The sequence below is a fragment of the Metabacillus litoralis genome (assembly GCF_020524045.1).
Taxonomy (GTDB): domain Bacteria; phylum Bacillota; class Bacilli; order Bacillales; family Bacillaceae; genus Metabacillus; species Metabacillus litoralis_C.
Map to the genome: position 1 here is coordinate 71,106 of NZ_JAIVKL010000006.1, position 12,694 is coordinate 83,799.

Annotated in this window: 11 protein-coding genes; 5 read left to right on the forward strand and 6 right to left on the reverse strand. The window is 37.0% G+C overall.

Annotation, left to right across the window (positions count from 1 at the left end; all coding sequences use genetic code 11):
• Positions 1-79: 79 nt before the first annotated feature.
• Positions 80-811 carry a YqcI/YcgG family protein gene (locus tag LC076_RS11020; protein WP_226668749.1) on the reverse strand — a complete coding sequence of 244 codons (732 nt, stop codon included), beginning with the start codon at positions 809-811 and terminating at the stop codon, positions 80-82.
• 281 nt (positions 812-1,092) lie between these two features.
• Here LC076_RS11020 and LC076_RS11025 point away from each other — a divergent pair, with 281 nt between their 5' ends.
• From LC076_RS11025 to LC076_RS11045, 5 genes are all read left to right on the forward strand, one after another.
• The gene (locus tag LC076_RS11025) at positions 1,093-1,557 is read left to right on the forward strand and encodes a hypothetical protein (protein WP_226668755.1); all 465 of its coding nucleotides are present in this window, start codon (positions 1,093-1,095) and stop codon (positions 1,555-1,557) included.
• A gap of 187 nt (positions 1,558-1,744) precedes the next feature.
• Positions 1,745-2,830 carry a non-hydrolyzing UDP-N-acetylglucosamine 2-epimerase gene (gene wecB, locus LC076_RS11030; protein ID WP_319005519.1) on the forward strand — a complete coding sequence of 362 codons (1,086 nt, stop codon included), beginning with the start codon at positions 1,745-1,747 and terminating at the stop codon, positions 2,828-2,830.
• Positions 2,831-3,137: 307 nt separating this feature from the next.
• Positions 3,138-5,042: a DUF2334 domain-containing protein gene (locus tag LC076_RS11035; protein ID WP_226668761.1), complete on the forward strand. Its 1,905-nt coding sequence runs from the start codon at positions 3,138-3,140 to the stop codon at positions 5,040-5,042.
• Positions 5,043-5,060: 18 nt separating this feature from the next.
• The gene (locus LC076_RS11040; protein WP_226668762.1) at positions 5,061-6,296 is read left to right on the forward strand and encodes a glycosyltransferase family 2 protein; all 1,236 of its coding nucleotides are present in this window, start codon (positions 5,061-5,063) and stop codon (positions 6,294-6,296) included.
• A 238-nt stretch (positions 6,297-6,534) separates the two neighbouring features.
• Complete coding sequence (locus LC076_RS11045) at positions 6,535-7,515, forward strand: Gfo/Idh/MocA family protein (RefSeq protein WP_226668765.1); 981 nt, start codon at positions 6,535-6,537, stop codon at positions 7,513-7,515.
• 91 nt (positions 7,516-7,606) lie between these two features.
• Here the strand turns inward: LC076_RS11045 and LC076_RS11050 are convergent, their stop codons facing one another.
• The 5 genes from LC076_RS11050 to LC076_RS11070 form a co-directional block, all read right to left on the reverse strand.
• Positions 7,607-8,431 carry an ABC transporter ATP-binding protein gene (locus LC076_RS11050; RefSeq protein ID WP_226668769.1) on the reverse strand — a complete coding sequence of 275 codons (825 nt, stop codon included), beginning with the start codon at positions 8,429-8,431 and terminating at the stop codon, positions 7,607-7,609.
• Entirely contained in the window at positions 8,431-9,462 is a 1,032-nt protein-coding gene (locus tag LC076_RS11055) for a FecCD family ABC transporter permease (RefSeq protein WP_226668772.1), read from the reverse strand. The genes LC076_RS11050 and LC076_RS11055 overlap by 1 nt, the downstream gene beginning before the upstream one ends.
• Positions 9,459-10,493: a FecCD family ABC transporter permease gene (locus LC076_RS11060; RefSeq protein ID WP_226668775.1), complete on the reverse strand. Its 1,035-nt coding sequence runs from the start codon at positions 10,491-10,493 to the stop codon at positions 9,459-9,461. The genes LC076_RS11055 and LC076_RS11060 overlap by 4 nt, the downstream gene beginning before the upstream one ends.
• Position 10,494: 1 nt before the next feature.
• A complete protein-coding gene (locus LC076_RS11065; RefSeq protein ID WP_226668777.1) occupies positions 10,495-11,559 on the reverse strand; it encodes an iron-siderophore ABC transporter substrate-binding protein in 1,065 nt (354 codons plus the stop codon).
• 440 nt (positions 11,560-11,999) lie between these two features.
• Positions 12,000-12,626: a spore coat protein gene (locus LC076_RS11070; protein WP_226668779.1), complete on the reverse strand. Its 627-nt coding sequence runs from the start codon at positions 12,624-12,626 to the stop codon at positions 12,000-12,002.
• Between the last annotated feature and the right edge of the window lie 68 nt (positions 12,627-12,694).

The following is a 12,694-nucleotide window of genomic DNA, read 5'->3' on the forward strand; positions in this document are numbered from 1 at the left end:
CGCTAGAGTCTTTTTCCAAATTGAATGACGATACTATAAAAAAGCCTCACACACTATGCAGATGTGCAAGGCTTTGCTGTTATTGAGCTTTATGATGAAAAGGACACTCGCCCTTTACCGGTTCTACGTCATCTCCAATGAAGAATTGCTTCCATTCATTGTGGTCAGGATCTCCAAAGTGAGAAATATCGGGATGTGTAGGGAGGTTATCCCATTTTTCGACGCGTTCTCTCACTTTTTCACGAGACATAATTCCGCCTTTTTGTGTTCCTTCAAGTCCTTCAAAAATCTTTCGTGGTTGAAAACCAAGGATAAGGCTGTTACCGAGATCACGAGTTTTTCGTTGTTTGTATGCAGGTGCATTTCCAAACACAAAGATTGGTTCCCCACCAAAATGAAAGTCCCATAAATAATGATCAGGGTCTTTAGGTTTGTCATCTGGCCATTCCTGTGGATCATTTTCATGTAAGTTTTGTAAAATGTTCCAAAACCTTTTACGGTAATGTTCAAGGTCATCCTTCTCTTCTTCAGGTTCTACAAAGACAAAAAGACCATGACGTATGTATGGAGGTTCTTTAAAAAGAGTTAAAAATTCTTCAACAGCTTCAGGTAGGTTAGACCAATCTTCTTGCGTGATATAAGCATAACGAAGTTCACCCTTTGTCTCTGCTTTCATTCCAAAATAGCAGGGAAATGTTTTCTCCGTTACAATTTGATGGAAGGTGTTGTATTCATGTATTACCCATTCAGGAACAATCTCAGGGTTTGTGATATCTTCTTTGGTTAACAATACTTTGCTTGTTGCCTGCATGTCATTTCTCCTTTTACTAGTCTTTTCTCAATAGTTACCCAAAAATGTTTAACTTCAAACAAATGGAAGCCTTTACTATAATGAGAGGGCGTGCAGAAATAGTAACCTAAAAAGATTACCTACATATAGAAGGTGCGTATGATTTAGAAAGAAACGATCATTAAATAACCTATCTTGATATGTACTTTGTTTATATCTTATTATTCAGAGACGAAATATTATATGCATTTTAAACACATAATAATGATATACTAAAGAAAATAATGACTATTGGAGACTATATGTTAACATTTGAAGAGAAATTAGCCATAATTGAATCTTTCCCTGAACTTGAAAGAAATGATGTTTCATTAAAACGAGTGAATTTTCATTATAATGATAGTTCATATGACAATAAAAACGTTGTTTATCACTTACATCCTAATGGAAATGGTTTTGTGTATGCTGGAAAAATGACGGGGTATGAAACAAACGATAAAGGTATGGTCAATATCCGTGATTTTGCAGAGAAAGAATTACGTGAAATTATTAGAGATTCTATCTCTTCACTAACCTATAAGAAAATAGAGAATCCAGATGAGCCAACGGAAGAAGTGTGGATGAATGAGAATACGATTACACTTACCGTTTTAAACGAAGAGGATCTTTGGAATGTTTATTCAGAAGATGGTGGACTTGATGGTACGTTTAATACGTATAAAGAAGCAAGTAACTATCTTGAGACTGAAGGATTTTCTCGTATTTAATAGTAAAGCAACAAAGAGAAGTCGCTGTTTGACTTCTCTTTATTTACGTACTCTCCAATTTTTTTACTAAGCTCTGGTAAAAAGATGTGGCTGATTAATTGGTGAATACAGTCGTAGTCCTAGTTATGAAATTAGATTAAAGATGTATAGTTGAGGAATCGGGGTAGATGAGAAATTGATCAAAGTAATGACGATATTTGGAACAAGGCCTGAAGCTATAAAGATGGCACCATTAGTGAAAGAATTGGAAAGGACACCTAATATCCAGTCAATTGTTACGGTGACAGGACAGCATAGGGATATGTTGGATACTGTGTTAAAGGTATTTGAAATTGTTCCGGACTATGATTTAAATATCATGAAGGTAAATCAGTCACTGGCTGATATTACAACAGCTGTTATTCAGGGACTGGATAGGGCTATAAAGGAAGTTAGACCAGATCTAGTATTGCTTCATGGTGATACTACTACTACTTTAGCAGGGGGACTTGCTGCTTTTTATAACCAAGTTAAAATTGGACATGTAGAGGCAGGCCTCCGAACGAACGATAAATATTCTCCTTTTCCTGAAGAAATGAACAGGCAGTTAACTGGTGTACTAGCGGATTTCCACTTTGCACCAACTGCGCAAGCAAAGCAAAATCTGTTGAATGAAGGAAAAGATGAGAAATCTATCTTTGTCACGGGTAATACAGCTATAGATGCATTAAAAACAACAATTCAGCAGGATTACTGTCATGAGATTTTTGAAAAGATAAATAATGATAAGATCATCCTTTTAACTGTGCATAGACGTGAAAATATTGGCGAGCCTATGAGAAATATATTTATGGCAGTAAAAAGAATAATGAAGGAATATAAAAACATTCAAGTTGTTTATCCTGTGCATTTGAATCCTAAGGTAAGAGAGATAGTAGATGAAATGCTCCAAGGAAATAACCGGATTCATTTAATTGAACCATTAGATGTGATTGATTTTCATAATATTGCAGCGCGTTCTCATATTATCCTGACAGATTCAGGGGGAATTCAGGAGGAGGCACCTTCTTTGGGGAAACCTGTTTTTGTGCTGAGGAATATGACAGAAAGACCAGAAGGAGTAACCGCTGGTACGTTGAAGCTTGTAGGAACGCAGGAAGAAGATATTTATAGGTATACCAAAGAGTTATTAGATGATGAGGCTACGTATAATAAAATGGCCACTATACGAAATCCATATGGTGACGGAGACGCATCTAAGCGGATTGTAAAAGTGATCTTAACGCATTTATAGTACCTTAAGGTTGTGTGAACGATAAGTAAGATATGAATAAAGAGCCATAAACTCTTTGAATAGGAGTTATGGCTTTTTTGTATTTCTAAGGAAAGCTATTAGATAAGGCATGTCTCCTTTTTCTGTTTAATCTGAAAATAACGAAGAAACTACGCTAGATAGGGGATTCATATAAAAAATTTTATAGTCATTATTAATAGGTTAGTGATATAATTTCGATTATATATTTTTTGGAAATATTTGAATTTAAGCTGGATACGATATTGGGAGTATCTAACAAATAATGAAAAATAGGAGATTGGAATGCTTGAAAAAGAGAAATAGGAAACTAATTTTTTTCATTGTGATGTTTCTTTTTCTAGTAGCATCACTCTCAATATATATAACTACTTTTACGGAAGAAAACATATATCCCAACTCTAATAAACGGCATGCTATGCTCAGGCTCGAAGACGTGGGACCGGGTGGAGAATATAATAGTTTAGAAGCTTTAGGGAAGTTAAAAGCAGTTATACAATATATTGAGTCAGAAAATATCGCCTTTCATATAGCTGTTATTCCAAGAAGAATGGACCTTGACGAGGAAGGAACTTGGAATGAAAGAGGAATTGATGATCCAGATTCAGATAGGGTTAGTAGGTCATTTATTAAACTGCTAAAAGAAGTGCAACAGCAAGGTGGTATTTTAGGCATGCATGGATATAGCCATCAGTATGGTGACTCAGCGATGGAAGGGAACAATCAGAATTCAGGAACTGGTTCTGAATTTAAGGTGAATGGAGCTCCCGAAACAAAAACAGTATCCTATGCAGCCGAGCGGATAACAAACAGCCTAGAAGCCTTTGTTAAAAATGACTTACAGCCGGCTTTTTGGGAGTCGCCTCACTATCAAGATACACGTGAACAGGAAAAAGTATTTCGCTCTTTTATTGGGATACTGTATCAGCCAGATTATTACTCATTACGCTCTTTTAAAGATATAAATGCTCATGAAACAATAAACAGCTATGGGCAGGAAAGTTTGGGATCATTCTATGTGCCTGCACCTTTGGGTTACATCAGTGACCAGAAATCTGTTAATAAAATGCTATCAAAGATAGAAAAAAATGATGATTTAGCTTCATTATACTATCACCCATTTATGGAATTTCCTTATTTGGAGAAAGAAGTATTAGCAGATGGAAAGCCCAAAATTGAAGATGGATTACCGGTTTATAAATATAAGGAAACCGGTGAAAGTTCATATCTACACCAATTAGTAGAAGGCTTTAAAAAAGAAGGATACCAATGGATGACATTGCATGATATTATCCCGTTTACTCCGGCTCATCGTGTCAAAATACCGCTTAATGTAAAGGCCGAGCAAATCTTGATAGGGAATGTAAAGGGTCATAGGAATGCTGATATTGTGGTGCGAGAGAAACACCGTATCGTATTAATACCAGGAACTTATACACTACCACGCAATCGTCCTCAGAAGGCAACTGAGATATGGCTAAAGGAATCATTTTCTACTGAAGAACAAGTCATGCTTAGTGACCTCAATAACGATGGAAAACAAGATTTACTGGCGTATAACCAAAAGAAAGGTGATTTTCGGGTTAGCTGGGCTGGAGATGAAAGGTTTCTTAATCCTACACTGCTTGGTAAATTACCGCCGAATCTAGATTCCTTAAAACCTTTTCAATCGGAAAAAGGGAATGGATTAATAGCTTATGGTGATGGGCAAATTATCTACATTTATTATAGTGATAATCACTTGAATACAGAGAGGATAAATCATTCCTTTCCAGTAAACAATGGTCTCTATTTAGGGAAGTCTCAAGGCTTCACCCAAAGTGAATTTCTTTACGTATCATCTGATAACCAGAATGTTTTTAGCCTACAGAATTTAGGCAATCGTTTAACAACACCTCAAAAGATAAAGGGGGTTTCGTTAAATGAAGAGGATCAGTTACTCACGGGAGATTGGAATGGAGATGGAACGACTGATTTATTGATATATACAGCAGAAACAGGAGTTTGGAAAGAATATGTGAACGGAGGTGCAAATCAATATAATCCATTGAATAACTCCTTTGGTCCATGGGCACAGGGAGATGGCAGAATCGGGTTTGCTGCTGATTTTGATGGGAATGGAAAGACAGATGTTGCCTCTTTTGATGAAGTTAATAATGTTTTGGATATTGCACTATCATATCAAACACCGTAAGTGTGAAAGGAAGAAATCATGCAACACTTTTTCATTGTCATTTCAAATATCTTTCAGGTTCTTATTTTTTCAGTTAGTTTTTACCAAATTATTATTAGTTTGGCTGGTTTTAAGAGAAATAAAAAGGTTGTAAAAGAGCATCAACCACAAAAGTCCTTTGCCATACTCGTTGCAGCACATAATGAAGAAAAGGTCATTGCTCCTCTCTTAGAGAATCTCGCTAAGTTGCATTATCCAAAGGAGTTATATGAGGTTTTTGTTATCTGTGATAACTGTACAGACAATACTGTGCAGATTGCAAATATGCATCAAGTTCACGTGATGGAGAGGATTGACCCACTCCGAAGGGGGAAGGGTTATGCTATGGAATGGATGCTAGAAAAACTATGGCAAGGAAAACGTGAGTTTGATGCGATTGTTGTATTTGATGCAGACAATCTCGTTAGTAAAAATTACTTAAGTGAAATGAATAATAAGCTAGTGGATGGCCATCAAGTCATTCAAGGCTATATAGAAACGAAAAATCCATATGATTCATGGGTTTCCCTTTCTTATGCCATCACATACTGGTATATTAATCGAATGTGGCAGCAGGCAAGGCATAACTGGGGAATGGCCAGTACGTTAGCAGGCACAGGGATGTGTTTTGATTCAAAATTACTCAAGGAAATAGGCTGGAACGCAACGTCACTTACAGAAGATGTAGAATTTACAGCACGCTGCCTTGGTAATGATATCTATCCTACTTGGGCAAATAATGCAATTGTCTATGATGAAAAGCCTGTTACACTTATAAGTTCTGCAAGACAGAGATTACGCTGGATGCGCGGACACACGGATTGTGCCCGAAGATATATGAAGCCACTTTTTATAAAATCTATTCAAAAACGAAGTTTCACACAATTTGATGCAGTCATGTATTTATTTCAGCCCATCAGGTTTCTATTTGTAGCTGCTGTATGGGTAATGTCCTATTTACAACTAGCTACTCCATTATATAGCCAATTCGAACTGCTGAAGGTTGTTCCAGACTGGGGATGGATTGCGTTAAACGTGGCATTGTTTCTACAGTTTCCAATCGTCATGATGATGGAGCGAAGACCTATAAAGGCATACCTAGGACTGGTGCTATTCCCGGTATTCCAATTCACTTGGTTTCCGATCACTCTTTATGGTTTATTTACAAGTAATAATAAAAATTGGAACCATACAATTCATAGTCGTTCGATCCGAATTGAAGATTTGAATGGATAAATAATATAGATCTAGTTAAAAGGATAATAGAAGAGCTGTAGATCAGAGCAGAATGACAAATTCTGCTCTGATTTTTTATATAGAAAAATCATCTTCCTGCTTTTCTACCTTAGCCTTTATTTTATCCATAGCATTAGATCCATAGCCTTTTTTACATTGGTTCTAAGTGGTACAGTAAATAATAGGTAAAAAATTAGAAATAGCAAGGTAAGGTAATAAGAGGAAGGGGAAAAAATCCATGAATCTAGAAAAAGTACGTTGGGGTATTATTGGCTGTGGAGATGTGACAGAGGTGAAGAGTGGCCCGGCATTTCAAAAGGTAAAAAATTCAGAGTTAGTTGCTGTTATGCGAAGAACAGGTGAGCTAGCAAAAGACTATGCAAAAAGACATAATGTTCCCATATGGTATGATGATGCTGACGCACTAATTAATGATCCTGATGTAGATGCTGTTTATATTGCCACACCACCAGGCTCACATAAGGAATATACATTAAAAGCTGCAGGTGCAGGAAAGCCTGTTTATGTAGAAAAGCCTATGGCACTTAATTGGGCTGAATGTAATGAAATGATTGCTGCTTGTAAAAAAGCGGGTGTTCCTTTATTTGTTGCATACTACCGTAGGGCCCAGCCAAGGTTTGTAAAAATAAAAGAACTCTTGGAAAATAAAATGATCGGGGATATTCGTTTCGTATCAACAACACAGTATCAAAAAGCGAAGGAAGATGTGAAGGATTCAAAAAATCCCCCATGGAGAGTTCAACCTGTATTATCCGGTGGAGGTTTGTTTTTTGATTTAGCCAGTCATACTCTGGATATATTGGAATATTTGCTAGGACCTATCAAGGAGACAAAAGGATTTTCATCAAATCAAGCAGGTTTTTATCAAGCGGAAGATATTGTTACAGGTACTTATCGCTTTCAATCTGGAATCCATGGTGTAGGTAATTGGTGTTTTTCTGCTTTTGAAGATGAGGATGTGAATAAGATTGTCGGCAGTAAGGGGAGTATTACCTTTTCTACATTTGGGAATGACCCAATTGTTCTGAAGACTGAGAATGGACAAGAACAATGGAAATTTGAACGCCCTCAGCATGTCCATCAGCACCTAGTTGAAACTATTGTTACTGATTTAACAGGAGATACCAATTTGTGCCCAAGCACTGGAGAAACTGGTGCGAGAACGAACTGGATTATGGAAGAAATGGTTAAGGGTTAAGGATGAACATTTAGAGAACTTCACAGCAAAAAGGTTGCAGACGATCCCAATCAAAGGGAGATCGTCTGCAACCTTTTGCTATGTGTGGAAGCTAGCCTTTAATAAGGGTTAGCTCTCTATTCACATGATATCGTCCTATAGGGATGACTGAAGGAGATCCAGAAACAGGGTCTTCTATTACAGTGCAATGAAGTCCAAAAATGTCTTCAATTAATGTACTTGTAATAACCTTTGATGGCTCACCCTCTGCAACAAGTCTTCCTTTTTGAAGAGCGAAAATATAGTCTGCATAACGAGCAGATAAATTGATATCATGAAGAACCATAACAATGGTTGTTCCATATTTTCGGTTAAGATCTGTCAGCAGATCAAGAATTTCAATTTGATAAGTGATATCTAAATAGGTTGTTGGTTCATCAAGAAATAATATGTCTGTTTGTTGAGCTAATGCCATTGCAATCCAGACACGCTGTCTTTGACCACCTGAAAGCTCATCGATGCTTCGATCGGCAAATTCAGTGATGTTCATCATTTCCATTGCGTCACCAACTGCTTCATAATCCTTCTTTGTCCAACCCTTTAGAAATGTTTGATGTGGAAATCTTCCTCGTCCAACTAAATCTGCAACCGTTATTCCTTCAGGTACAATCGGTGATTGAGGTAACAGTCCCAATACACGTGCCAACTGTTTGGGAGGAATTTTATTGATTGGTTTTCCACCCAAAGTAACTTGCCCAGAGGTAGGTTTAATAAGTCTAGCCATTGTTTTAAGAAGTGTAGATTTACCACAACCGTTGGCTCCAATGATAATGCTTATTTTGTTGCTAGGAATCGTTATGCTTACATCATGTAAAATGGTTTTATTATCGTAGCCAGCAGTGATTCCTTCCGTTTGAAAAGCTTGTGTCGGTTTCATTATAAATCTCCCTTTCGATTCATTCGAATTAGCAAGTAAATCAAATATGGAGCTCCAAGTATGCCTGTGATTACACCTACAGGATATCTAGCCACGAATGCGAATTGTCCGATTAGATCTGATCCTAAAACTAAAATGATGCCAATAAGACCTGCGGGAATAATGCTTGAAAAACCTACTCCAACTAATCTTTTTGCAATAGGTCCAGAAAGGAACGCGACAAAAGCGATAGGTCCTGTTGTAGCTGTTGCTAACGCAATAATAAGGACCGAACTGATCACAAGTATAAATCGTGTTTTGTCAGTATCGACTCCAAGTGATGTTGCTGCTTGCTCTCCAAGCTCTAGCATATCTAAGTTCTTCCCGAGAACAACGATAATTGGTGCGAAGATAAGGACGGTAATCATTAATGGATAAAGATTCTCCATTTTAGCACCATTTAGACTGCCACTCAACCATCTCATTGCCGTAGGAACATCATTTTGCTGACCAATAAGTAATAAGTACGATATGACAGCGTTTAGCATGGCTTGAATGCCAATTCCTATTAAAATTAATCGACCAATTGAAAAAGAAGTACCTCTTGATAATAGAAAAATTATGATAACTGTTGCTAGTCCACCAATAATAGAAGCAATTGAAACAACGGTTGTGCTTGCTTGTAGAACGATGATACAAAACACAGCAGCTGCACTTGAACCAGCTGTGATACCGATGACATTTGGGTTTGCTAAAGGATTACGAAGCATTGTTTGAAATACATGTCCAGCAACACCAAAAGCAAATCCAGCAAAAACACCTGCAACCATTCTTGGAAAACGTATTGTTTCGACGGCAAATGATGCACCTTTTATTTTCTCACCGAGTAAAACACTTATAACATCGGAAAAAGGATAAATTGTGTTTCCTAGCATGAGCATTGTGCAGCAAAGTGCTAGGGAAATGATTGCAAGTAAGAAAGTGACAAGGAAAAAACGACGTTGTCTTTTTATTCTACCTACCATAATAAAATTCATAGATTCATTCATCATAAGGCACGCATTTTCGCTTTCATAGTTATTAAGATTAAAATAGGAGCTCCAATAAATGCTGTTACTACACCAACTTCAAGCTCGCCAGGACTTCCAAGAATTCTGCCGACCACATCTGATATTGTTAAGATAATAGCACCTAAAAGTGCTGACATTGGAATAATATAACGAATATCAGGGCCAATTAGAAGTCGAATAACATGTGTTGCTAATAATCCGATAAAGCCAATAGGACCTGCTAGTGCTGTTGCTACGCCACATAATAGCACTCCAGCAAACGCCGCAATAAGTCTAAGTGTTCCTGTACGTACTCCTAGTCCTGTTGCTACTTCATCACCTAAAGCGATTGCATTTAGTGATGGAGCGGAGAATAGGGCTATTAGTATTCCAATAATAAGAAAGGGAATAAAAATTGAGATAGAGTTCCAATTTCCTGCTCCGACACTTCCTACCTGCCAATATCTAAATTGGTCCATAACGTTTGAGCGAGGAATCATAATTGCCATCACGAGAGATGATAAAGCAGCACTTGTAGCAGCACCCGCTAAAACGAGTTTAAGGGGCGTGGCACCGCCACTCCCCATCGAACCAATTCCGAATACAAAAATGGCAGTTATGATTGCTCCTACTAATGCAAACCAAATGTATTGACTAGCGGAACCAATATTAAAGAAGGAAATTCCACAAACCACGAAAAGTGCAGCCCCTGTGTTCACTCCGAGTATGCTAGGATCTGCAATAGGGTTGCGAGTGACTGACTGCATGAGAGCCCCAGAAACTCCTAATGCTGCACCACACATAATACTAAATACAGTTCTAGCCATTCTTTGGCGAACAACATTTGCTCCGTGGGTCTGTACATCAGGATGGAATAAACCATCCATTAGTTCCTTCCATCCAACGAGACGAGACCCAAAAGCAAGAGAAGCCAATACACATATACCGAGTAAAACAATAGAAAGTATAAGTACTTTTATGAAATTTTTCGGTATATGCAACTGCTTATTTTCTGAAACGGAAGTATTACTCATATTATTTTACTTTGCTTACAGCTTCTGAGAGTAAAGTTAAGTATTCGTCAATTGAGTATTCAATTGAAAGTGGACTTGGAGTTCCTGATGCTGCAAGTGGTGTGTTATCTCCAATAATTACGACAGAACCTCTTTCAATTGCTGGGATTTTTGCAAGGATTGGATCAGCTTGTAAAGCTGCTAGTGTATTTTCATCACCATATGATACTAATATATCAGCACCGTTTAGCATATCTGCATTTTCAGCACTTACTTCTATAAAGAATTGATTTGGATCTGTAATTTGACTTGTCACACTTTCAGGATATTCCATGCCTAACTCACTAAGAAATGCACCACGTGGATCTCCAGGTGTGTATACGTAGAATTTAGATAAATCAGCAGCAGTAATACTTACGAAAGTAGCTTTTTTACCTTTGAGTTCAGGATATTCACTTGCTTTGTCAGCAATTAATTTCTCTGTATCAGCAATAAGTTGTTTCCCTTCTTCTTCAAATCCCATACCCATTGAATTGTATGTAACTTGTTCACGCCATGAAGCTACCCAAGGGCTAGTTTGATAAGCAACAACTGGAGCAATTTCACTTAATGTATCATATTCTTCTTGAGTAATACCAGAGTATGCTGCAAGAATAACATCTGGATTAGAATCAGCAATTGCTTCAAAATCTAAACCGTCTGTATCTTGATAGATATTTGGGCTTTCTTCACCAAGTTCTTTTAATTTCTCAGCAGTCCAAGGTAACATTCCGCTATCATCTTGAACACCATAGTTTGCAGCGGAGAACCCTACAGGTACAACGCCAAGTGCAAGAGCAACGTCATGGTTTGACCATGCAATAGTAGCAACGTTTTCAGGTTTTTCTTCAATTGTTGTTTCACCAAATGCATGCTTAATCACAATTGGATATTCTGTTGTTGATTCTTCGTTTTCAGCAGTTTCTGTATTCGTTTCTTCAGTAGATGGCTCAGATTTTGCATTTGATTGCTGAGCTGAATCTGAACAACCAACGAGTGCAATCATAAGCATAGCCATAAGTAATGATGTAAATAATTTTGCATTCATTTTATATATCATTCCTTTATATGAGTTAGTTGATAATAATTATCACTATCAATACTGTATATCCTCTTTAATAAGTTGTCAATACAAAATTAAAATGAAATATAGGCTAAACTACTTATAGGTGGCTCCTTTATATGTGCCTATTTCACTTAAGAATCACGAGTATAAGTAATTATAAAATGATGAAACCTAGGATGAATATATTGATCGACAAAGAAATAAATAGGAGTAGCACTAAAATACAATCACCGAAAAAAGACTTCAACTTTAACTAATTTTATTTGATATTATTTCGTAATCATAACTTACTACTCAAAGCTATTTATAAACCAAAAAGAAGTCATCAAAGACTTCATTTTGGTTTTTTCTCACATTTACTTTTTCACAAATAAAAACTGGACCAAGGTATTTCCTGGTCCAGTGCACTTGAGCCTTTGTTCTTAGTGTGTCATATTTCCTTGTGGTTGAGCCTTTGCATAAGCGCTTAACATTTGATTCATGTCTTGTTGCATTAGTTGTGGCACTTGGTAGTACCCATGTTTGTTTTGATATAAGAAAATTTCATAACTTAATTCAATAAAGTTCGGTACACTATCAGCCATAACACGACGCAATACTGGGTTTGTGATCTCTAGGGCAGACATTGCTAATAATGTTGATAATGATTTTGTGTTTCCAAGCATATATGCAGAAAGACCTTGATCGGAAAGTTCGTTAATAGATTTATTAGGTTTTTTCGGTTGACCAGGCTTTAATCCATATACAACCTCATTATTTTGATTCATTTTATATTGTTGAGTAGGAACAGATGGATCTTGTCCTGTAGAGAAAGTGTCAACAATTGTATTGTATGTTTGTGTCACAAATGCAGCTTGACGTTGAGCGATGCTTTTTAGCTCAGGGTCTTGAATATGCTGTTCGTACATTTGATACTGATCTAACATACTGATGATTCCTGCGAGTACTTCATGAGCATCAAATATTTCATGACCACCATGATTTTTACTAACCTGCATATTCGGTGCCATTTGTTGTTGTCCTGATTGGTTCATGTTTTGATTTTCCATACGTAAAACTCCCCCTCATGATTGAATATAACTTACGTATTTATAATGGCCTTTTTCCGGTTTGTCAT

What these genes read in the sequence shown, in the direction of transcription:
- LC076_RS11020 (WP_226668749.1), bottom strand. Translation starts at nt 811, where the DNA reads ATGCAGGCAACAAGCAAAGTATTGTTAACCAAAGAAGATATCACAAAC.
- LC076_RS11040 (WP_226668762.1), top strand. Translation starts at nt 5,061, where the DNA reads ATGCAACACTTTTTCATTGTCATTTCAAATATCTTTCAGGTTCTTATT.
- LC076_RS11050 (WP_226668769.1), bottom strand. Translation starts at nt 8,431, where the DNA reads ATGAAACCGACACAAGCTTTTCAAACGGAAGGAATCACTGCTGGCTAC.
- wecB (WP_319005519.1), top strand. Translation starts at nt 1,745, where the DNA reads ATGACGATATTTGGAACAAGGCCTGAAGCTATAAAGATGGCACCATTA.
- LC076_RS11055 (WP_226668772.1), bottom strand. Translation starts at nt 9,462, where the DNA reads ATGATGAATGAATCTATGAATTTTATTATGGTAGGTAGAATAAAAAGA.
- LC076_RS11045 (WP_226668765.1), top strand. Translation starts at nt 6,535, where the DNA reads ATGAATCTAGAAAAAGTACGTTGGGGTATTATTGGCTGTGGAGATGTG.
- LC076_RS11065 (WP_226668777.1), bottom strand. Translation starts at nt 11,559, where the DNA reads ATGAATGCAAAATTATTTACATCATTACTTATGGCTATGCTTATGATT.
- LC076_RS11070 (WP_226668779.1), bottom strand. Translation starts at nt 12,626, where the DNA reads ATGGAAAATCAAAACATGAACCAATCAGGACAACAACAAATGGCACCG.
- LC076_RS11025 (WP_226668755.1), top strand. Translation starts at nt 1,093, where the DNA reads ATGTTAACATTTGAAGAGAAATTAGCCATAATTGAATCTTTCCCTGAA.
- LC076_RS11060 (WP_226668775.1), bottom strand. Translation starts at nt 10,493, where the DNA reads ATGAGTAATACTTCCGTTTCAGAAAATAAGCAGTTGCATATACCGAAA.